Here is a 22,095-nt window from a genome sequence, read left to right as displayed (position 1 = left end):
CTTATTCGTATCTATAAAGTTATGTCATAAGAGAGTATTAAATTTAATACATATATGTTATTACAATCATTGATTAGAACGCTGGGATGATAGCCCCTTTATAATGTTCTTCAATGAACTTCTTAACTTCTGGAGATTGTAATGCTTTAGCTAATTTTTGGATAGCTGGTTTGTTTTCATCACCAGGATTTACGGAAAGAAGATTTGCATATGGAGAATCCGCTTTTTCTACGAATAAACCATCTTTTGTAGGATTAAGACCTGCTGGCAATGCATAGTTAGCATTGATTACAGCTGCGTCTAAGTCTTGAATAGAACGAGGAATTTGGGCTGCCTCTAACTCTGTAATTTGGATGTTTTTAGGGTTGCTAGTCACATCAAATGGTGTATTAGTCAAACCAGTTGGGTCTTTCAAAGTTACAAGACCTGCACTTTGTAACAAGAGAAGTGCACGAGCACTGTTTGTTGGATCAGATGGAATCGCTACTTTTGCTCCATTAGGCAAATCTTTTAAATCTTTGATTTTTTGAGAGTAAATAGCCAATGGTTCGATGTGAACTGGGGCAAAGCTTACGAAGTTTGTACCATGATCTTTATTGAAGTTATTTTGGTAAGGCACGTTAGCAAAGAAGTTTGCATCTACTTCATGGCTAGATAATGCCATGTTTGGTTGAATGTAGTCTGTAAATTCAATGATTTGAAGATCTACACCTTCCTTAGCCAATAAAGGCTTGATTTGATTTAAGATTTCAGCATGAGGTACAGGGTTCGCTGCCACTTTTAACACCTCTGCTTTAGAGCTACCAGCATTGCTGGAACTTTCATTGGTTGTGGAAGAACCACAACCACTAATCAATAAGGACGCCCCTAGTACGGCCGTCGCTGCTAATGCTAACCATTTTTTCATGTAATCCTCCTATCTACGATGAACACCTGCATCTATTGACGAGGACTCACGCGTATACAACACACGTAGATATTGTAATAAATTTATATTTTCTTATTCATGTATCTACATTTAATTATTTAATAATTTCGATGTTGTAAGTATAGCAATTTAAATCCTACTTGCATAATAGATTTTATATATTAATCTTTATAACTAAAATCTATAGCAAGGATAAAATAATAACGTTTAACTATACCAAGCAAATAAAAACAGTACTAAGATGATTTCCCGTACTACTAGGTAATATACCTAATAGCTAAAATCAAACTTAGTACCGTTATAAATGTCGCTCTATATAATAAACAATCTAATCAAAATCAAAAAATCAACTTATAGAGTTGACGTTGTTTGCTCGATAGAAATAGTTACAGGTGCTGATAATTTAGCTTCTAGCCAAGCTTTTATTCGTTCCAAATCTGCATCAGATACAGTGGACGTGGTATAGATAATCACCATATAGCGACTCGCTTTAGGCTGTTCTAAATTATCTATCAAAGGCATGCCTTCCACTTTACTTACAAATGGGAACAACGCCTTTGCTTCAGCTTCTGTCGTTTTCATAGTGTTTATAGTTTCACTTACTAGTTGATAAGTCGGCTGGTACAGATTACTCAAGTTTTTATATGTTTCAAGATTCTCTGAAGATTTATTCAAGTTCGTCTTATCCATAGTAGATTTTTTCTCATCTACGCTATTAACAAATCGTAATGTATAAGGCTGCAAGTACTCATCCTTCTGTAACTTGTCATCCAACTGGGCTTGCTCCTCTAAATTCACAGGAGCTCCTATAACTACTAAGTCTACTAGCTTATTCGTTCGATCCAATGAATAATCAATCACTTGTCGACGTCCATCTTGATTAATATCGTTCTTAATAAACTGCTCTATATGATTTGACTCAGAATATTTGATGGTCATATCATAGCCTGCATAAATACTTGGTATAGCCATAATAAGACCAATCACAAGAAATATTAGCTGATTACGACGAATAAGCTCTTCTGCTTGTTTATGGAATGGCAAACTATATACACCCTTTAAAACAATAAAAGATGCAAAGAAGATGAAGAATGCATTTATAAAGAATAGATAACCAGCCCCAAAGAAATAGTTCCAATTTCCATTAGCAAGGCCATACCCTGCCGTACATAGTGGTGGCATAAGTGCAGTTGCAATCGCAACCCCTGGTATAACATTATCTAAGGTCTTACGCGTTTGTCCAATAATCCCAGCTAACCCACCAAATATAGCAATAAATACATCAAAAATACTCGGTTCTGTACGCGCTAATAGTTCAGATGTAGCCGTCTGAACGGGGGAAATATAAAAATATAAAGTAGATGCCAAAACAGCAATCGTAATCTGTAAGGATAATCTTAAAATAGCGCTTTTCACAACTGTAAAATTAAGCGTAGCGAAGCCAAAACCAGTTGCTAGAATAGGTCCCATCAACGGCGATATAAGCATAGCACCAATAATAACTGCCGTACTATTCATATTCAACCCAATAGAGGCAATAAACATGGAGAGGATCAGGATAACCAAAGCAGGTCCCTTAATCTTAGCCCCACCTATCAACCTTTTAGCAATGGTTGCATCATCGGCTCGCTCAAAATGTATATCAAAGTATTTATTTATTTCCATTCTTCTTCCTTATAATTTCATCAGCTCTGCAAAGGTGCCCACATTTACAAACATATGCTGCGTTGTTTTTAGCATTTGCACCATCAAAATGGCTCCTGTGCCTTCTCCCATCGACATTTGTGCTTGAATAGGAACCATGTCTTGAGTGATCCCCACCTCAGCTAAAGCGATTTCCGTACCTTTTTCTTTAGAATAATGCGATGGCAATGCATAGTCCTTAACACGAGCGTTTATGTGCGTTGCACAAGCAGCTGCCACAGATGTTATAAAGCCGTCAATAACAAAAGGCTTTTCAAAATCTACACAAGCTAGCATCGCCCCAAGAATAGCGGCAATATCAAAGCCCCCAACATGCGCTACGATTTTGCGAACTCGGTCAGGCTCATGTTCAGAAACCATATTGTTCTTATGATGCTCTAAAACAGACCGAACAAAATCAATTTTCCGCTTCATCAGCTCTGGCTTGTCAGGCCAGGAACCAGGTCCTACGGTTTCCGTCGGCTTAGCTCCAGTTAATGCAGACAACACACAAGCAGAGGTTGTTGTATTCCCCAAGCCCATTTCACCAAAGGAGAACAGATTCATTCCTTGTTCTACATAATGTTGAATCCGTTCATATCCAGCTTGAAAGGCGCTATTAAATTCATCCTCAGCCATGGCAGGATGGTTTAAAATATTCTTTGTGCCCTTCGCTACTTTGCGATCCACACCAATACCATCATCTGAGGCAATTCCTACGTCTACAACCTCATAAGGAATATTGTTAAAGTTACAAAATTGTGTCGCCGATGAACGCCCTAGTAACATATTACGAGACTGCTTTTGTGTCACCTCGTAGTTATAACCTACATAGCCTTCCATGTTACAACCATTATCAGCAGAAAATATGATATGCTGTGGTCGAATTTCACCATTAATCTCGCCCCAAGCCGTGCAAATTTTGCGAAAATACATTTCCCATAAACCAAGACCTCCTGGGATGAGACATTTCGGTTGGAGAAATTTATTTAATTGTTTCTCTATAGGTAATACTGACTTATCTTTCATTCTAATCTCTAGTCCGCAACTAATATGCCAACTAGCCTTCTGTTAATTCGATATTATTCTATATGAAAGTATAACATAAATTACATATCTAGTAATGTGACTATTGTTCGTTTTTAAAAATATAATTTAGTTTTGAATTTTAGTCTTTTAGCATCTATATTTTTAGTTGAAATTATCATTATATAATTACAATCAATCTAGCAGATAAAAAAGGTTATCCCTCACAGGATAACCTTTTATTTGAGTTATATAATTAAGTATTTTCTTAAGCTTATCTAACCTACGAAATTAAGCACCTTGGAATTGTGGCATATCATCGCCACTGGAGTCGTCCAATTTACCTTGAAGGTCATGGTCAACCATGGCACACACAGATGCATCAGACCAAACGTTTTCAGCGGTTTCAATCATGTCGATAATCGTATAGATTGGCAAGATGATACCCAGCAAGCCGATTGGTGCTCCGATGGAGCTCATCAAGGACAAGGTCAAGAAATAGCAGCCCATTGGAACGCCCGCATTACCAATAGCAGCGAGAACTGCAATAAATAACCAGGCTGCCATTGTGCCAATCGTTAATTCCATGCCAGCATTTTGCATTACGAATAAGGATGTAACAAGAATGAAAGCAGCACAGCCATTCATGTTAATTGTTGTACAAATTGGCAATACGAAACGAGCTACTGCAGGATGAGCTTTCAAATTATCCTCAGCAGATGCCAATGTAACAGGCAATGTTGCAGCAGAAGATTTAGTAAACAACGCAACGGCTACAGCTGGAGACATTTTGCGGAATACATCCACAGGGTTCAAACCGCGGAATAACAAGAACAATGGAATTACGATAAAGAATTGAATCAAGTTACCACCGATAACAACAGCCGTATATTTACCTAAGGCGCCAACAATTACGCCCGCTTCGATTTGCGCAGATAATTGACCTGCAAAGGCGAGGATACCGATTGGCAATACATAAAGTAATGCTTTAATCAATGTAAACAGCAGTTCTTGTAAACCGAATAAGACTTTCAACACCGCTTCACGATTTTCTGTGCGTGGCATAAACGCAAAGGCTAAACCAACGGAAGCAGAAATAAACATTACAGACAATACATTGGCTTGTAAGTATGGTTGCAAGATATTGTTTGGAATAACAGATAAGAAATGATCGTAATACGTAACATTGCCAAGTTTTTCAGGCACTTGAGCCGCACCGGCACCGATTACATCAATTGGCAAATTACCTGGTGCAATCCACAGGAATAAGCCAAGTCCTACAGCTGCTGCACAAACTGTAGTAAGCAATGTGTATACTACGGCGTGTCCAAAAATACGGCCTGTATCCTTTTTAGCACCTAACATGGATAATGTAGTAATTACTGCTAAAGATACGGTTGGAATTGCGATAAATTGGAACAAACGGGTAAAGACCGCTGCAATAAAATTAAAGAGCTCATTTAAAGCCGGAATATGTTGCCATCCTAAGATAGCACCAATAATGAGTGCCCCCATCCACAAAATGAACTGGCGCAATTTACCTTGACCACGACTTTTTAAGGTAATCTCTTGCGCTAAGACATCCACATTCTTGTCGTTTTGATCTGCCATAATAACACCTCTCTACAAACTAAACTACTAGAGACTAAAAAAGAAATCCCAGCCCTAGGGCTGGGACAGTGAATATCCGAGTCTCTCTTTAATTCACATTATAGAGATATGATTTAAAATTGTCAATTCCAATATTTGAACACATTATAATATATTCAAGTATTATTTCAATTTTTTATAGACATTCTAACAAAAACTAATGATACACCTATAGCAATTATTAAAATCAGATAGTATAACCCAGAATATGATATCTCATCCGAAAACAAAAATGTTAGTACCCAAAGAATTATAAAGAACCATATACTTTTTTCTATATGGAGGCTCAGTAAACAAATTCTTTAAATACATTAAACACTGTCGCATATACACTCTCCACAACAATACCTACTCAAGTTACTTAGATTGATAAAACACCGCCCGTGTCCCATCATTACTAATCAAAACTTCCACAAAATGAGGTCTTTTCCTATTGCCATCGTCTACAAAGACATATAGTCTATGATTTTCAGTAGAATTATATGTGTCCTTCACCACTTTTTTCGTTTCTTTTCTAGGTGCAAATCGTAACCACTCTATAAAACTCCGTTGTGGTAAGTTTAGAGGTTCTTCATCAATGCTATCTATAATACGATAGCTGGTAGGATGAGATATAAACCGCTTCAATTCCCCACTTTCTAAATCGAATAATCTATTATATTTATCAATTTGAGCTGTATAGGCTGCATGTTGTTTTGCAATCGCCTCATATTGAGCAATTACTTTAGGGTCTCCCTCTAAAACTACATAACGATAAGGGTACGCAGTAGCCCAAGCAACATCTGTTCGCACCATAGATACCTTATCAATACTTTCTGGAAGCTGCTCAGGAGATTTAAGACCTTCTGGTAATTCGCTATTATTAGGCCATCCTCGTTTCCAATCAGTTGTGCTGTACTCAAAATCCTCAAACTGTTCGACGCTTGTATTAATATCATACTTAAGCCAATCAGCTACGAGCCAAGATATACTAAGGGTTATGACAATAAATAAACCGCAAGCTAGTCGGCTATGGGCTTTTTCAGATATAGTTCGTTTCTTAAAGCGACCATATTGCAGTAACACACTCAATACTATGGCTATACCAAAAACCATGTATGTAATAGGCGCTATATTAAATAGGGTTGCCACAACTGCAAACAACACACATAGCATAACCGTTAATAGGCCATAAAATCCTTGAAACAAAACTCTCTCCTATCATGACAATACTTAGAACATTTTCTTATACAACATTTCTATATCTTCCCGACTCACATTGGCCATTGTATTAGCAATATTCCCTGTAGCTACGACGTATACGTTATCGACGAGCCAAGGGATGTCTTTTTTCGTAAAGCCTAGTTTTGTAAGGTTTGTGGTAAGGTCTAATTCATGGACGATTAAACGCAGTGCTTCACCCAGTTCGGAGCCATCTCCATGGTTGAAGATACGTGCCAAGGTAGCAAATTTGTCTGGGTTAGCACTCCATGTATATTCCACAGCAACAGGTTCAATAACGGCAAGGCCTACACCGTGGGTAATATCCTTAAGCCCACTAGCAGGATGTTCCATGCCATGAGCAAGTGTTACACCGGCAGTATTAATAACCATGCCTCCAATTGTGCTAGCCAATGTAACGGACTCCCAAGCTTTTGTAAGTTGAGTTTCGTTGAGAACAGCTGATTTGCCTTCAGCCATTGCTTTCACATGTTTATATAGAGGCACAAGATATTGTGCTAACAAAGTTACAGCATAATGAGCTAATGCATCGGTAAAAGGTTGTGCTGTTTTAGATGTATAGGCCTCAATATTATGACATAGTGCATCAAAGCCTACAGATGCCAATACATGAGGTGGCATTGTGCCCATCACTGCGGGATCTACGATGGATACTTTTGGTACGATGGCATTACATCGCAAGGATTTCTTGTCTCCTGTTTCGGGATTAGTAAGTACACCAAAGCCATTACCTTCGGAGCCGGTACCACAGGTTGTAGGAATTACAATAAGAGGCAACGCCTTATCACTGGTTTTACGATTAAAGATATAATCGTTAATGTCACCTTCGTTAACGGACATAAATGCAATGCCTTTTGCACAGTCCATGATAGAGCCGCCACCGATGGCAATAACCATATCACAGCTTTCAGATTTAGCTAAAGCAGCGCCGTCCAATGCAGTCGTCGTTAAGGGATTGGCATCCACTTGATCAAATAACACATGTTCAATATGTGCCGCATCAAGTTTTGCTGTCACACGGTCATATAGTCCAGATTTTTTGGCACTTGTCCGCCCTGTTACGATTAGCGCTTTATCGCCATAAGGCTTAGCAAAATCAGCAACACTATCGACTTTATCCCAACCAAATTGGATATGTACTGGTAAAAAATAAGAGAACTCCATGTGAACGACCTCTTTTCTATAAATACTAGCTCTTAATGTTATTGTAATGTAAATTCAGACACCTGTAAAACCTCATAGGACTTTCACTAGAAAACATGTATACTACAGATAAGAGGGGGTCGTTTATTTTTATAGAGGGAGAGAATCTATGAAATCTGCAATTACACATTTATGGTCTTCGCTGCGGGACCTAGCAACGCAGTCGCCTATATTACTGGCATTAATTGCCGTATTTTCATGTACACCGTTTTATCTAGAGCAAGATTGGTTTGCCGATATAGACCTTTGGTTCTATGGGTTGTATTTCTTCATCGTCATACTACAATCATATATAACACGAGATCGAAAGTACTCCATAGTATATACATTATTAAGCATAGGCATCAGCGTTGGTCTATATACGATTCATGAAACGTACCATCACATACGAGGCATCGAGTTGGCCACAGAAAACATATCATATCTATGGCTGTACTCTATGATTGCTCTATATTTTACATCGCTTGGAGAATACTACATTGGCGAAATCATCAATCGCCTGAAACGGATTGGTATTACCATTGTTACATCAACACTGTATAATGTCGTCATAATCATGACTCTATGGTTTTTCTTCATCATTCTGAACAAACCATTTACCTTTGATGATCTAATCTTTAAAGTATTAGCCGCTATTAATATATTTATCTGTATGTCCATGCTGTGCACTTACAAAGAGGAGCCTGATGGACCACCAGAACCAAATACATTCTATAATGTTGTTTTTGGAATCATACTACCAAAGGCTTCCATCATTACAGGTATTCTAGCTAATATCTACTTGGTATTGATTCTCTTAGGCCTCCGCGAAGATGCGCGGTTCCTTTATACATATTATCCGTATGTAGCCATTTTCTATCTATTTTACTTGGCTAGTTTCAGATCTAGTGAAAGCAGCAAGACACAAAGGATCCTATGTTTCTTATTTATTACGATTACAATATTGTGCCTAATCCTGATTGGCAAACGTGTAATAAATGAGCCTGTACTCTGGCTCAATACGATTTACGTAGCCGCATTCAATCTAATCTTCTTAGCACATAACGTATATTCCTTTGTAAAGCGTTTGACTCCATCGATCCATACAACGATTATGGCACTCGCCCTAGGTGCAGTCCTTTTAATGCCTTTTATCGGTTACACATCCCATCGAGAGTTTACAAACTATACGAAAATTGACGGTCAATGGCACGTATACTTGCCTATTGTAGAAACATTTGATCCTGATTTTACAGACTATGGCAGGACGATTATACAGGGGGATTCTCCAAAACTAGGAGCAACGGAAATATATAAGGAACGAAATATTCAGTTTATCAGCTTTACGGCCGTTGAAGAACCACATGTTATTTCGCTTGTAGGATATAATAAATTCATTTCTAACATTGAATTAGAGGTACGTGAGCCTGCTGATAGTACAGCTGACATACCAACAGCGTCATATGAATCGATCAACTTTAGATTCATCAATGAAGGGCTTGATTTAGAAGTATCTCTACCAAATGGCGTGACCGAAGTTCATCATATATATGAAAAATTCCTCACTGTACCAAAAACGGCTTCAGATTCAGTCATTATAGAAGGCACGGGATACAAACTCTTAATCCACTCCTACTATGCATATCAAGATAGCGCACGAAGAATTATTTTTAGCGTATTATATCAGTAAAACTTATAAAAGGAGTGTTCAAATAGAACACTCCTTTTATAGATTAAACTAATAGTATTTGCTATTATGTAAATCAATCTTCGTTATTAGAAATAGACGCTAGTAGATTTTTACCATCATGTAGGATAGATTTCTCATCTAAACTAACAATTTTATATACCCCTAAAATACACTCCTGATTTTTATTAGCTATTTCCTTTGCAAGTTCAATAAAATTTTCTTCTGATACACTTTTAGAAACTAATACAGCAAGTTCTTGTCCTGCTTTAGTAAAAGGATACGTCTTAATGTGTATTTCAATATTTTTATCATCTGATGATTCAATCGTCATAACTAAATCATTATTCCAGAATAAAACGTTAGGATTTTGACCAATACTCATACTAAATCCAATTGTGCCGTCGTTAAATATAAGTCCTTGTTCATTAAGTTTCATGATATCAGTATAATAAATGTTATGCTTTTCAAGATAGGTGTCATAATGGGGCAAAAAATTTTGTCCCCTAGTCATAACAGAATGAGAACATATCAAACTAAACAGCTCAGCATCCTGTTTACTGAGATTTCTTAGTACATCAATTGTTTTAAGTGAAAATGACGATGGTTCTGCAACCTCACCCGCTAAAAGTTTAGCCCATAAGTCTTGCATTACTTCATCACTAATATTACCTACAGCTTCATAAAATCTTACAAACCAATCAAAATCATAATTTGCATTGTTATTATCATGATGTATTTCCGAATAGTATTTATCAGCTTTCTTTGCAACCTCTAAAAAATTGCTCGCTTGGTAATACTCTACATAGGTCATTTTACCTGCTTTTAATAAACTATCAGCAACTTCCTTAAACTGTCCATTTTTAATCTTTTCAAATTCGGCAACTGATGTGTTACGCCTTAAAAAAATAGTTGTAAACAATCCACCTACTACTGAACTAACAACACTTATTGCAGTTGGACTATTACTTAATAAAGCAATTATTTCCATTCCAGTCATAAATCGATCCCCCTCTTATATTTACCCCCATAAGTATTAATGTAACACTAATAGCACCTCTGACTTTTTCTTTTTATAAAATCTACATTATATCTTCTATGATTTAATATAACTTTATATAAAATTATTATATCTCTAAAATTCAGCTTTTTCTAATTCCGACTATTAAAAAGTAATTTGTATTTATTCTTTCAATCCTCCTTATTTTAATCTTATAATGAGATACAATATTATCATAAATAATGAAAGTATCACTCCATAAAAATAAAATATTCTCAGTAAAATATACTTTAATAATTCTAAAAAGAGATACATTATTCAAAAATATCATATATTACCCATCAATACAATAATTATACGTTTTTTCACTACTTCCCAAAAATGAGGCAACTATACTTATATTTTTCGTAAAAAGTCAATATTGATTATATAGAAATTTTTCGCTATAATCGTAACATAATGTATAAGCCAAATAAGAAAACTACCATATATAGTAGTTTTCTTATTTTTCTGATTAGACTCAACTTAAAGATATTTTATATAATTCATTCTAATCTTATATATGCTTATACGACTATATTAACAGTTTTATGACTTTTTGCTCTCAAGGGGAACAGTAATGGAGATTATGATCAAGAAACGGGATGGCCATTTCGAGCCGTTGTCCGTTGAAAAAACGAAACGAATGATAGCCTTCGCATGTTTGGGGTTAGATTCTTGTGATCCACTAGAATTGGAAATGGATGCGAAGTTGCAATTCGTTGATGGCATGACCACTAAAGAAATTCAAAAAACTTTAGTCCAAACAGCCATCGAAAAAGTTATATCTAAAAAAGACGACGGCTTCGGCAACCAAGTTAATAAAATGAACCAAGATTGGCAGTTCGTAGCAGCTCGCCTATTCTTGTTCGATCTCTATAAAGAAGCCGCTATTACTCGTCGTTACAAAGCATTTGGCTACGGCAACTTCCCAAATCTTGTAAACATGCTTGTAGAAGAGAAAAAATACGCAGACTTCTTCGTTACAGAATACACTGCTGACGAATTGCAAGAGTTAGGCGATTACATCAAACCTAAGCGCGATTATCTCTTCAACTATGAAGGTCTCAAATTATTGGCTGACCGTTACTTGGTAAAAGGTTTTAACAAAGAAATCTTTGAATTACCGCAAGAACGTTTCATGGCTATCGCAATGCATTTGGCTCTTGTAGAAGGGGAAAATAAAGTAAAATACGCTAAGAAATTCTACGATTTGATGAGCCAATTAAAAATGACGACAGCTACACCTACTTTGGCAAATGCTGGTACACCATTCCACCAATTGTCCTCTTGCTTTATCTCTGGTGTAGACGACAACTTATGGTCCATCTACGACGTAAACAGCAAATTCTCTCGCGTATCTAAACACGGTGGTGCGCTTGGTATCTACCTTGGCAAAGTTCGTGCATTGAACTCCGATATCCGCGGTTTCAAAAACTCCTCTGGCGGCGTTATTCCTTGGATTCGCTTGTACAACGATACAGCCGTTGCGGTAGACCAATTGGGTAAACGTAAGGGCGGCGCTACAGTAACACTTGATATTTGGCACAAAGACTTCTACGAATTCGTAGAACTTCGTACAAATAACGGTGATGACCGCCGTAAAGCGCACGATATCTTCCCTGCTATCTCCGTTCCAAATATCTTCATGGAACGTATGTTAGCTCGTGAAAACTTCACCCTCTTCGACCCTCATGAAATCTTGGCTGTAAAAGGCTATTCCTTAGAGGACTACTACGATACTGATGACAATAAAGAGTTCACAAAACGTTACCTCGAATGTGAACAAGATCCTAATTTACACGGCATCGAGGTTCCAGCATTAGACATGATGAAAAAAATCATGCGCTCCGCTGTTGAAACTGGTACGCCATTTATCTTCTTCCGCGATACTGTAAATGCTGCAAATCCTAACAAACATGCAGGTATGATTTACGCGTCCAACTTGTGTCACGAAATCGCACAAAACGTTGGCTTCACTAATCTTGCTGAAGAAATCATCAACGAAGACGGTACAATTACTACTAAAACAAATACAGGCGACATGGTTACATGTAACTTGAACTCTATCAGTCTTGGCCGTATTACAGACGAAGAGTTGGAAGAAAACATTGCCCTTCAAATTCGTATGTTAGACAATGTTATTTCCATCAACCAAGCACCAGTACCAGAGTCTCGCATGACTTCTGATAAATACCGCGCTATCGGTCTTGGTACGTCTGGTTATCACCACTACCTTGTAAACCATGATATCCAATGGGAATCTGATGAACACATCGAAGTAGCGGACAAATTATTTGAAAACATTGCATTCTATGCGATTAAAGCTTCTATGGAGCTTGCAAAAGAAAAAGGCGCGTACCCAGCATTCAAAGGTTCCGAATGGGAAACTGGTGAATACTTCACACGTCGTGGTTACACATCTGATCGTTGGAAACAATTGGCTGCGGACGTTGCAAAATACGGTATCCGCAACGGTTACTTGATGGCCGTAGCTCCTACAGGTTCTACATCCAACATCGCTAATACAACAGCTGGTATCGACCCTATCTTCAAAAAATTCTTCATCGAAGAGAAGAAAGGTTCTTTCACACCAAAAACGGCACCAGATTTGAACGACAAAACATTCTGGCTATACAAAGAGGCACATACAATCGACCAACAATGGTCCATCAAAGCTTGTGGCGTGCGTCAACGTCATATTGACCAAGCACAATCTTTCAACTTGTACATCACTCCTCAAATGAAAGCGAAAGAAATTCTTGACCTTTACGTAGAAGCCTACAAACAAGGGATCAAAACGATCTACTACATCCGTAACCAATCCCTTGAAATGGATGAATGCACAAGCTGTTCCTCCTAATATAGGATAGATACACGCTACATTCTATAATACAATTTAAGCTATGATAAAAGTTGAAGATATCATTGCCATAGTTTACAAAAAATATACTCTATAACTAGAGAGCACTAAACCTGTAAAAGATACTTTCACCAACATTATAAATCTGATGACGACCTATAGCAGTATAGGTCGCATCATAGCATAAAGGAGTCCTACTATGGATAAAAAACTGATTTTCAATGAAAAAGGTGACCGTGGCACTCAATCTATGATTGGCGGTAATACCACAAACCTTCGCGAATGGAACCGTATCAAGTACGACTGGGCAAATCAAATGTACCGTACAATGCTCAACAACTTCTGGATTCCAGAAGAAATTTCCTTGAACGAAGACGTTAAACAATTCCCATACTTAACAGATTACGAGCGTCGTGCCTTCGATAAAATCATTGCGTTCTTGAACTTCCTTGATTCCATTCAATCTGAAAACTTGCCTAATTTGAGCCGCTATATTACAGCATCTGAAGTGGCATCCTTATTGAATATCCAAGCATTCCAAGAAGAAATTCACGCTCAAAGTTATTCCTACATTTTGGACACTGTAACAAATCCTATTACACGTGACAAAATTTATGACGAATGGCGTACAGATAAAACATTACTTGAACGTAATCGCTTCATCGCCGATGCATACCAACGATTCAGCGACGATCCTAGCGAAGCAAACCTTATTCATACAATCATCGCTAACTATATCTTAGAAGGCATCTACTTCTACTCTGGATTTAGTTTCTTCTACACCTTGGCACGCCAAGGCAAGATGACAGCTACATCCACTATCTTCAAATATATCAACCGCGATGAAGTAACTCACCTTGTATTGTTCCAAAACATCATTCGTGAGTTACGCCGTGAACGCCCTGATTTGTTCACACCTGAACTAGAAGCAAAAATCACGGACATGATTCGCCAAGGTACAGAAAACGAAATCGCTTGGGGTCAATACATCACTGATGATAAAATCCTCGGCCTTAACAACGTTCTTATCGAGCGCTACATCAAATACCTTGCGAATATTCGCTTAGAAGCAATCGGCTTGCCTCATCTATATCCTGAAATCAAGGATAATCCAATGGAATGGATCGAAAGCTTCTCCAACTTGAATAGCACAAAAACTGACTTCTTCGAAGCTAAAGTTACAAACTATACAAAAGCAGCGGCATTTGATTTTGACGATTTAGAATAATAGACGTTATAAAATACAATATCTAGGGACGTACGAGCCAATAGAAAAGAGCTAATAGCTATAACGCTATCAGCTCTTTTTTCATGATTATTTAAACCTTAGTTATGAGGAATTGCTGCAAATTTAAACAGCTCTCTCCTATTTATCTCTAAAAAACAAAAAACTATCATATCAGTGTATATGTTGCTAGAAATATAGTCCCCAAACGCCACCCTCGTTTTACAGTTGACACATGGTTATACATTGTAAATTGTATCAATACATTTGTGCGCAAATAGGCCTACACCGTAGATTTTCATTCGCCCCATGAATGTATTCATAATAAGCTTGGTAAAAGCAAAAGGTTTTGTGTCCACCCTGTTTCAAACTACCAACTATTATCAGCTTTCAATCAATTCAGTTGTCCAGTTAGCAGACTGCAATAGATTGTCTAATAAACGTACTTGTTTTGCGATATGATCAGCTTCTTTTTGGATGTCTGCCACATTCACAGTCGGCATTAGCTTAATCTCAGACCCTCTCGCACGGAAATTGATACTTCCTGCGCTAGATGCTAAAGTTCGATAAGCAGTTAGGCGCAAAGCAGCGCAATCTTTTTCGGCAATGATTTCAGTAATAGTTCGACCTTCTATAATAGTTTTGCAATTAGTTAAATTAATATCTGCAATTAATTTTTGAAGTCTATTTACACATTGTTCTAATGTTTTCAAAAGTTCTTCAGGGTTCTCATTCGGTACTTCCCCTTCTTGCACTAAACTATTTTGAGTTAAGCGAAGCTCTAAATCGCTTATTTTATAATTTAAATCAGATCGTTCTTGTAATGCTTCTGCTAGTTTCATAAACTCTCCTCTCAAAAAGATATATCAAGTTACTTATAAAATACTATGTACAACAATATATATATCCACCAATTCTTATTATACAGCACTATTGAACGGCTTATAATACTTTCCGCATCATCACGTGAGGACATCCTTCATCTAGGTATTCTTCCCCTTCAGCACGATATCCAAGGGATTCATAGAATGGTTTGGCCTGTACTTGCGCCGACAAGGAGCAGGTCTTAAAGCCGTCACGACGAATCGCATTTTCAGCGGCCATCATAATCTTAGTACCTAAATGTTGTCCACGATACAACTTGCGTACCGCCATGCGACCAATATGTGCATCTCCAGCTACATCACTGGGAAAATATCGACACGTACCAGCCGCTTTACCATCAATGGATAAGAGCACAAACTTTGCAGTCTCATCGATTTCATCAAACTCGTCTTCAAAACCCTGTTCTTTCATAAATACATCGATACGAATTTGTTTTATTTCCTCTGTTATATGATCTAAGATTTGAATAATCATGGGTGCCCTTTCTGATTATAAGTACATTTATAAGAATCGATTCATGTGTATTACGAAATACCCTATAAACAATGAAAGCTTCTTTTTTTATTATATCAAAAATACGCTTAATCCCACAAAACTTCTCTGTTCCTATTAATTCCCGCATCAAAAATATTTTAAAACTTCCATGAAATTCATTTTTAGGTATTGCATATTTTTATCATTTGGGTTTATACTATACCCAATATTTTAGAAAGGAGCAACCAAAGATGACTAACCAAATTAGCCTCACAACAAAACAATACTTTTATTGGTTCTTTATCCAACGTACGGGTAAGGAACTATTTGTGATGCGCTAATTAAGGATTATTCAACATTAGTTGCTTAGAATAGTAAAAGGGCTACCCGTATTAGATTACGGGTAGCCCTTTTTGTTTGCTATCCGTATGGTCAGCCCTACTATTCACTGTAGTTACAAGGAGGAATTATCATGATTATTACATTGAAGCAAAACGCAGCAGCGGAAGAAGTATCCCGTTTACGCAGTGAATTAGAGGCTCAAGGATTCGTTATCCATCCAGTAGAAGGTACTCGATACAATATTCTAGGACTTATCGGTGATACTGCATCTCTTGATGCCCGTCAAATCGAGTCTCTAGATTTCGTAGATAAAGTAACTCGCATTCAAGAGCCATACAAAAAAGCAAACCGCAAATTCCATCCAGATGATTCTGTAATCAATGTAGGTGGTGTCCTCATCGGTGGTGGTCACTTCGCAGTAATGGCAGGTCCTTGCTCTGTGGAAACACCTGAACAAGTATTAGCCACTGCTAAAGCATGTAAAGAAGCTGGTGCTACCATCCTTCGTGGCGGCGCTTTCAAGCCTCGTACATCCCCATACTCCTTCCAAGGCATGGGCCCAGAAGGTTTGGAATTGTTGGAGCTTGCAAAAAAAGAAACAGGTCTTCCTATCGTTTCTGAGGTTATGGATATCTCCCAATTACAATACTTTGATAATGTAGATATGCTTCAAATCGGTGCTCGTAACATGCAAAACTTCACGCTTTTAAAAGAGGTGGGCAAATTAAATAAACCAGTTCTTTTAAAACGTGGTTTATCTGCAACATACGAAGAATGGTTGATGGCTGCTGAGTACATCATGTCCGAAGGCAATGAACAAATTGTATTATGCGAGCGCGGTATCCGCACATTCGAAACCAAGACTCGCAATACCTTAGATGTAACAGCAATTCCTATGATGCATGAATTATCTCACTTGCCAATTATCATGGACCCTAGCCACGCAGCAGGTATGAGCCGCATGGTTCGTCCGCTTTCACTTGCATCCGTAGGCGGCGGTGCAGACGGCCTTATGATTGAAGTTCACAACGATCCAGCCAAAGCATTGTGCGACGGCCCGCAAGCATTGCGTCCAGACCAATTCACTAGCCTTATGAAAGAAATTAACGCGTTACGCCAAGCATTGGTAGAATGCACTAAATAATCTTACATATCACACAAATAAGCTAGTATCCGTTATAATAGATACTAGCTTATTCTTTTAAGAAAGGAACCGTTATGACTCGCATCCATATTAACGCGTCTACACCGTATGATGTTGTCATCGAGGAAGGCGCTTTACAACGCATCACCGATTATATTAAACCCTTAAAACCAAATTGCCGTGTTATCATCGTTAGCGATAGTAACGTGGCACCTCACTATTTGGACTCTGTGAAAGCTAATATGGAACATGCGGGTTATGCTGTTTGTGATTATGTTTTCCCTGCTGGTGAAAGCTCCAAAAATGCTCATCAACTCATCGATTTAGTAGAATACATGGCGGCCCGATCATTGACTCGCAAAGACTTGCTCATCGCCCTTGGCGGCGGTGTTGTAGGCGATATGGCGGGCTTTGCGGCAGCGACCTATTTACGTGGTATCGACTATGTTCAGGTTCCTACATCCCTATTAGCCGCAGTAGACTCATCTGTAGGTGGTAAAACAGCAGTCAATCTCGAAGCAGGCAAAAACCTATGGGGCGCTTTCAAACAACCTATCCTTGTCCTTTGTGATCCAGCTACACTCAATACATTACCTGAAATGGAATGGATTAATGGATGCGGTGAAATTATCAAATATGGCTTTCTAGACGTACCGGGCTTACTCACACAACTTGAGAATAGACCACTAATTAAACATCGCGGTAGTGTAAGTGGCGTTATTGCCCGCTGCGTACAAGCAAAAGCGGATATCGTGGAACAAGACGAGCGCGAATCTGGAGTTCGTGCCCTCCTAAACCTCGGTCATACCTTTGGTCACGGCATCGAAAAAGCGAGTCATTTCGAGGTGCATCACGGTTATGCCGTTGCTATTGGCATGGTCCTCATGGCACAAGGTGCTGTCAAACATGGAGAATTAGATGCAGAGGCTTTAAAGAAATTAAAAGCCCTCATCAAAGCACACAATTTGCCAACCACAACAACGATAAGCAAAGAAGAGATTCTAGCTGCCGCTAAGCATGACAAAAAAAGCGAAGGAGCAACCATTAAAATCGTAGTACCTACTAGCTATGGTCACAGCGAACTCAAGGTAGTAACGCACGAGGAACTTGCTACCTATTTAGATTAAGGAGATTTATATGCATTCTGTAACGAACGCCATCCCTACTGGGACTATCGCGTCCATACCCGCAAAGGCCCACGCACATCGCGCGTTAATTTGCGCCGCTCTTGCTAGCTCGCCTTCAACGATATTGCTGAGCCGCACCTCTAAAGACATCGATGCTACTATGGACTCCTTACGAAGCTTAGGCGCACAAGTTGTGTATGAAAATAAAGTTGTCACTGTTACACCCGGTCGTGCGCCCCAAAAAGGCAATGTTGTTCCCCATGAATCGGGTACCACATTGCGCCTCTTATTACCAGTGGCAGCCTCCATTTGTAATGAGGTAGATGTGGATGCAAAAGGGCGTTTACCAGATCGCCCTTTAGAGCCCATGCTCGGTGAAATGAAAGCTCACGGCGTAACATTCTCCCAAGATAAACCACCATTCACCATGACAGGGCGTCTCCAAGGTGGTCAATTTAGCATGGTTGGCGATGTAAGTAGCCAGTTTTTCTCTGGATTATTGTTAGCAGCTCCACAATGTGAAGGCGCTACAATTATATCTACGACACCACTTCAATCTAGCGACTATGTCACATTGACAACTACAACGATGGCAGACTTCGGCGTAACAGTCGACCATATACCTGCCGCTGACACAGTCCAAGAATCCTTTACGGTAGCGGCTAATGCTACTTTTAAAGGTCAAAGTAATTACCAAATCGAAGGCGATTGGTCCAATACAGCGATTTGGATGGTTGCTGCCGCTATGACAGGCCAAGCTATTACCATTACGGGTATGAACAAGAATTCTGTACAAGCTGACCGCCGCATCATGCAGGTCATCGAATCCGCAGGGTGCACTATTACATGGGATGGCATGAATATCACTGTATCAGGTCGCGCTAGTAAGCCAATCCATGCCGACCTCGAGCAAATGCCCGATATGTTGCCAGTTATGGCAGCCCTCGCTTGCTCTATCCAAGGTGAAAGCTCCTTTGTTAATGGTGCTCGCTTACGGTTAAAAGAATCAGATCGCCTCGAAGCCGTTGCTAATCTCGTGAGAGATTTAGGAGGCACGGTTCGCGAAGATAGTGATGACCTATATATCATCGGTAGTGGTATACTAAAAGGAGGAGAAGGTGATTGTGTTAATGACCATCGCCTCGTTATGGCAGGCACATTGATGGCCCTCATAAGTGAAAATCCTGTGATATTAAAAGATAGCGAAGCTATCACAAAATCCTATCCTGACTTCTTTGAGGACTGGAACATGCTAGGTGGCAATGCACAACCAGTATAGCTGCCTAATCATAGTTAATGCGTTTCAATAGATAACAATACTAGTCATACATACTATAAGTAGGAGTAAATATAATGGCATCTAATTTCGGTAAAACCATACAAGTATCTACCTTTGGCGCGTCTCATGGGTACGCCATCGGTGGTATCGTGGAAGGCCTCCCTTGTGGACATACCATCGACATCGACGAGCTACAAGCCTTCTTAAAGCGCCGTGCGCCAGGTCAAAACCAATTACAAACGCAACGTAAAGAAGCCGATATACCTGAATTCTTATCAGGTATGGTAGATGGCATGCTCAGTGGATCTCCATTAGCATTTATGATTCGCAATACATCGCAGCACTCCGGTGATTACAATAACTTGCGCGACATTCCTCGCCCATCTCATGCGGACTTTACGGCTCGCATGCGCTATGGTGACAAGGTAGATATGCGCGGTGGCGGCCACTTCTCGGCACGTCTTACAGCACCTCTTTGCGTAGCTGGTGGCATTGCACTACAGTTATTGCGTGAAAAAGGCATCGAAATTCACGGCCATTTAAAACAAGTTGGTACAATCCAAGATACTCCTATCGATATGGTTCATCCAGATATGAAAGCACTTGCCAAAATAGCTACCGAAACTATCGCTATGATCGATGCAGACAAGCGCTTTGAAGTAGAAAACTTGATCATGAAACTAAAAAAAGACGGCGACTCTACAGGTGGTATCGTTGAGGTTGTGGCTACAGGTCTACCAATCGGACTTGGCAATCCAAACTTTGACGGCATTGAAAACCGATTAGCTCGCGTGATCTTTGGCGTACCTGCCATCAAAGGCATTTCCTTTGGCGGTGGCTTCGACATGTGTTCTCGCCTTGGATCAGAAATGAACGATGCTTTCACCATGGACGGCGATATAATCACAACAACTACCAATAATAGCGGTGGCATTCAAGGCGGTATCACCAACGGCTTGCCCCTCATTATGCAAGTGGGCATCAAGCCTACTCCATCCATTTATAAGGAACAACATTCTGTGTCTCTTTCACAAAAAGAGGACACATTACTCACCATTAAAGGTCGTCACGACCCATGTGTAGCGCTTCGTGCTGTCCCTGTTATCGAAGCCGTTACGGCCCTTGTCATTCTTGATTTCTTAGGAGATATTGACCATGAACTTAGATGAAGTACGCGTTAAGATTAACGATATAAACGACCAAATGCTCGCCCTCTTCAAAGAGCGCATGGAACTCTCCAAGGACGTAGCGGCTGCAAAAAAAGAAATGAATAAGGCTATTTACGATGCCAAACGAGAGCGCGACATCCTCGACAAGGTAACAAAAGATGCAGGTCCGGACCTCGATTTATATGCACGTCGCTTTTTTGAAGCATTATTTAGCTTGAGTCGTACATACCAATCTGAGCAACTATTCCAAGACAATGAATTCACGTTGAAAATGAAAAAAGCCATCGAGCAATCGCCTACTTTGCCACCTCAACGGGGCAGTGTAGCTTGCGCCGGCGTATTCGGCAGCAATGCTCAAATGGCGTGTGATAAATTATTACCTCTCAGCCAAATCCATTATGTAACGGGTTTCCGTGCCGTATTCGATGCCGTAGAGTCAGGGGAATGTCAATTCGGTGTATTGCCTATTGAAAACAGCTCCAATGGTTCTGTAAAAGAAGTATATGACCTCTTAGAAGAGCGCAAATGCTATATCGTTCGCGGTACGCGTCTTTGGATATCTCACGACTTGCTCGTGAAAAAAGGAACAAAACTAGAAGATATTCATACCATAATTTCCCACCCTCAAGCATTGGGCCAATGCAGTCACTTCCTAGATAAGTTGGAAGGCGTAGAATTACGCTCCTATGACAACACGGCTCGAGCTGCACAGCTCGTAGCGGCTAGTGATGACCCAGGTGTGGCAGCTATCGCAGCACCTCAATGTGCAGACCTATATAATTTGTCTCCATTGTTGAGAAATATCCAAAATAGCGACAACAACTATACGCGCTTTATCTGTATTAGTAAGGACTTCCACGTATACCCAGGAGCTAATAAAATCTCAGTAGTAACGACAGCAAGCCATGCTCCAGGGGGCCTTGGTACATTGCTCACCAAATTTGCTAACATCGGAGTGAACCTTACAAAACTTGAGTCCCGCCCTATCGTAGGACATAACTTTGAATTCTTGTTCTACCTCGATTTGGAAGCATCCTTAGCAGATCCAAAAGTACTCTCCGTGTTGGCAGAGCTCCACGCATCGCAAGATAAATTCCGTTTGCTCGGTAATTATCCTGAAAATTAATATTTTCCTCTATGGTAGTGATTATTAATGACATATATAGTACAA

At 39.3% G+C, this 22,095-nt stretch carries 17 protein-coding genes; 8 read left to right on the top strand and 9 right to left on the bottom strand.

What is annotated here, in order from left to right; translation table 11 throughout:
- Positions 1–73: 73 nt before the first annotated feature.
- The 6 genes from E7K77_RS07635 to E7K77_RS07610 form a co-directional block, all read right to left on the bottom strand.
- Positions 74–907 carry a MetQ/NlpA family ABC transporter substrate-binding protein gene (locus E7K77_RS07635; protein ID WP_077707659.1) on the bottom strand — a complete coding sequence of 278 codons (834 nt, stop codon included), beginning with the start codon at positions 905–907 and terminating at the stop codon, positions 74–76.
- A gap of 372 nt (positions 908–1,279) precedes the next feature.
- Positions 1,280–2,593: a DUF389 domain-containing protein gene (locus E7K77_RS07630; protein ID WP_012864837.1), complete on the bottom strand. Its 1,314-nt coding sequence runs from the start codon at positions 2,591–2,593 to the stop codon at positions 1,280–1,282.
- A gap of 9 nt (positions 2,594–2,602) precedes the next feature.
- Positions 2,603–3,640 carry a nicotinate-nucleotide--dimethylbenzimidazole phosphoribosyltransferase gene (locus E7K77_RS07625; RefSeq protein ID WP_325306128.1) on the bottom strand — a complete coding sequence of 346 codons (1,038 nt, stop codon included), beginning with the start codon at positions 3,638–3,640 and terminating at the stop codon, positions 2,603–2,605.
- Positions 3,641–3,928: 288 nt separating this feature from the next.
- Positions 3,929–5,248, bottom strand: a complete 1,320-nt coding sequence (locus tag E7K77_RS07620) for a dicarboxylate/amino acid:cation symporter (RefSeq protein ID WP_325306129.1) — start codon at positions 5,246–5,248, stop codon at positions 3,929–3,931.
- Positions 5,249–5,644: 396 nt separating this feature from the next.
- Positions 5,645–6,475 carry a hypothetical protein gene (locus tag E7K77_RS07615; protein WP_279008921.1) on the bottom strand — a complete coding sequence of 277 codons (831 nt, stop codon included), beginning with the start codon at positions 6,473–6,475 and terminating at the stop codon, positions 5,645–5,647.
- Between the two features lie 24 nt (positions 6,476–6,499).
- On the bottom strand, positions 6,500–7,672 hold the full coding sequence (locus tag E7K77_RS07610; protein WP_325306130.1) for an iron-containing alcohol dehydrogenase: 1,173 nt from the start codon (positions 7,670–7,672) through the stop codon (positions 6,500–6,502).
- Positions 7,673–7,820: 148 nt separating this feature from the next.
- Here E7K77_RS07610 and E7K77_RS07605 point away from each other — a divergent pair, with 148 nt between their 5' ends.
- Complete coding sequence (locus E7K77_RS07605; protein WP_325306131.1) at positions 7,821–9,380, top strand: hypothetical protein; 1,560 nt, start codon at positions 7,821–7,823, stop codon at positions 9,378–9,380.
- Between the two features lie 73 nt (positions 9,381–9,453).
- On the opposite strand, the gene E7K77_RS07600 is transcribed toward E7K77_RS07605, so the two are convergent.
- Positions 9,454–10,377 (bottom strand): DUF2806 domain-containing protein, encoded by a 924-nt coding sequence (locus tag E7K77_RS07600; protein WP_101928502.1) that lies wholly within the window; start codon positions 10,375–10,377, stop codon positions 9,454–9,456.
- 619 nt (positions 10,378–10,996) lie between these two features.
- Between E7K77_RS07600 and E7K77_RS07595 the strand changes: the two genes are divergently transcribed.
- Both E7K77_RS07595 and E7K77_RS07590 read left to right on the top strand, forming a co-directional pair.
- The gene (locus tag E7K77_RS07595) at positions 10,997–13,279 is read left to right on the top strand and encodes a ribonucleoside-diphosphate reductase subunit alpha (RefSeq protein ID WP_325306132.1); all 2,283 of its coding nucleotides are present in this window, start codon (positions 10,997–10,999) and stop codon (positions 13,277–13,279) included.
- A gap of 199 nt (positions 13,280–13,478) precedes the next feature.
- Positions 13,479–14,507, top strand: a complete 1,029-nt coding sequence (locus E7K77_RS07590) for a ribonucleotide-diphosphate reductase subunit beta (protein WP_123138122.1) — start codon at positions 13,479–13,481, stop codon at positions 14,505–14,507.
- Between the two features lie 380 nt (positions 14,508–14,887).
- Here the strand turns inward: E7K77_RS07590 and E7K77_RS07585 are convergent, their stop codons facing one another.
- Entirely contained in the window at positions 14,888–15,346 is a 459-nt protein-coding gene (locus E7K77_RS07585) for a DIP1984 family protein (protein WP_008602307.1), read from the bottom strand.
- 100 nt (positions 15,347–15,446) lie between these two features.
- Positions 15,447–15,863, bottom strand: a complete 417-nt coding sequence (locus E7K77_RS07580) for a GNAT family N-acetyltransferase (RefSeq protein ID WP_325306134.1) — start codon at positions 15,861–15,863, stop codon at positions 15,447–15,449.
- Between the two features lie 472 nt (positions 15,864–16,335).
- On the opposite strand from E7K77_RS07580, the gene aroF reads away from it, so the two are divergent.
- From aroF to E7K77_RS07555, 5 genes are all read left to right on the top strand, one after another.
- On the top strand, positions 16,336–17,349 hold the full coding sequence (aroF, locus tag E7K77_RS07575; protein ID WP_325306135.1) for a 3-deoxy-7-phosphoheptulonate synthase: 1,014 nt from the start codon (positions 16,336–16,338) through the stop codon (positions 17,347–17,349).
- A 74-nt stretch (positions 17,350–17,423) separates the two neighbouring features.
- Entirely contained in the window at positions 17,424–18,476 is a 1,053-nt protein-coding gene (gene aroB / locus E7K77_RS07570) for a 3-dehydroquinate synthase (RefSeq protein ID WP_325306136.1), read from the top strand.
- 10 nt (positions 18,477–18,486) lie between these two features.
- On the top strand, positions 18,487–19,755 hold the full coding sequence (gene aroA / locus E7K77_RS07565) for a 3-phosphoshikimate 1-carboxyvinyltransferase (protein ID WP_325306137.1): 1,269 nt from the start codon (positions 18,487–18,489) through the stop codon (positions 19,753–19,755).
- A 74-nt stretch (positions 19,756–19,829) separates the two neighbouring features.
- Positions 19,830–20,924, top strand: coding sequence for a chorismate synthase (gene aroC, locus E7K77_RS07560; protein WP_314051843.1), 1,095 nt, complete (start codon positions 19,830–19,832; stop codon positions 20,922–20,924).
- On the top strand, positions 20,911–22,050 hold the full coding sequence (locus E7K77_RS07555; RefSeq protein ID WP_008602300.1) for a bifunctional chorismate mutase/prephenate dehydratase: 1,140 nt from the start codon (positions 20,911–20,913) through the stop codon (positions 22,048–22,050). The genes aroC and E7K77_RS07555 overlap by 14 nt, the downstream gene beginning before the upstream one ends.
- The last annotated feature ends 45 nt before the right edge of the window (positions 22,051–22,095 follow it).

It is taken from the genome of Veillonella parvula (genome assembly GCF_032577575.1).
Classification (GTDB): Bacteria; Bacillota; Negativicutes; order Veillonellales; family Veillonellaceae; genus Veillonella.
The sequence above is the reverse complement of the archived record's forward strand: the minus strand, read 5'-3'. Positions and strand labels throughout refer to the sequence as shown.

Excerpts from the sequence above, each read along its gene's own strand:
- E7K77_RS07585 (WP_008602307.1), bottom strand. The coding sequence starts at position 15,346 with ATGAAACTAGCAGAAGCATTACAAGAACGATCTGATTTAAATTATAAA.
- E7K77_RS07590 (WP_123138122.1), top strand. The coding sequence starts at position 13,479 with ATGGATAAAAAACTGATTTTCAATGAAAAAGGTGACCGTGGCACTCAA.
- E7K77_RS07635 (WP_077707659.1), bottom strand. The coding sequence starts at position 907 with ATGAAAAAATGGTTAGCATTAGCAGCGACGGCCGTACTAGGGGCGTCC.
- aroF (WP_325306135.1), top strand. The coding sequence starts at position 16,336 with ATGATTATTACATTGAAGCAAAACGCAGCAGCGGAAGAAGTATCCCGT.
- E7K77_RS07620 (WP_325306129.1), bottom strand. The coding sequence starts at position 5,248 with ATGGCAGATCAAAACGACAAGAATGTGGATGTCTTAGCGCAAGAGATT.
- E7K77_RS07595 (WP_325306132.1), top strand. The coding sequence starts at position 10,997 with ATGGAGATTATGATCAAGAAACGGGATGGCCATTTCGAGCCGTTGTCC.
- E7K77_RS07610 (WP_325306130.1), bottom strand. The coding sequence starts at position 7,672 with ATGGAGTTCTCTTATTTTTTACCAGTACATATCCAATTTGGTTGGGAT.
- aroB (WP_325306136.1), top strand. The coding sequence starts at position 17,424 with ATGACTCGCATCCATATTAACGCGTCTACACCGTATGATGTTGTCATC.
- E7K77_RS07555 (WP_008602300.1), top strand. The coding sequence starts at position 20,911 with ATGAACTTAGATGAAGTACGCGTTAAGATTAACGATATAAACGACCAA.
- E7K77_RS07580 (WP_325306134.1), bottom strand. The coding sequence starts at position 15,863 with ATGATTATTCAAATCTTAGATCATATAACAGAGGAAATAAAACAAATT.
- aroA (WP_325306137.1), top strand. The coding sequence starts at position 18,487 with ATGCATTCTGTAACGAACGCCATCCCTACTGGGACTATCGCGTCCATA.
- E7K77_RS07630 (WP_012864837.1), bottom strand. The coding sequence starts at position 2,593 with ATGGAAATAAATAAATACTTTGATATACATTTTGAGCGAGCCGATGAT.
- E7K77_RS07600 (WP_101928502.1), bottom strand. The coding sequence starts at position 10,377 with ATGACTGGAATGGAAATAATTGCTTTATTAAGTAATAGTCCAACTGCA.
- aroC (WP_314051843.1), top strand. The coding sequence starts at position 19,830 with ATGGCATCTAATTTCGGTAAAACCATACAAGTATCTACCTTTGGCGCG.
- E7K77_RS07605 (WP_325306131.1), top strand. The coding sequence starts at position 7,821 with ATGAAATCTGCAATTACACATTTATGGTCTTCGCTGCGGGACCTAGCA.
- E7K77_RS07625 (WP_325306128.1), bottom strand. The coding sequence starts at position 3,640 with ATGAAAGATAAGTCAGTATTACCTATAGAGAAACAATTAAATAAATTT.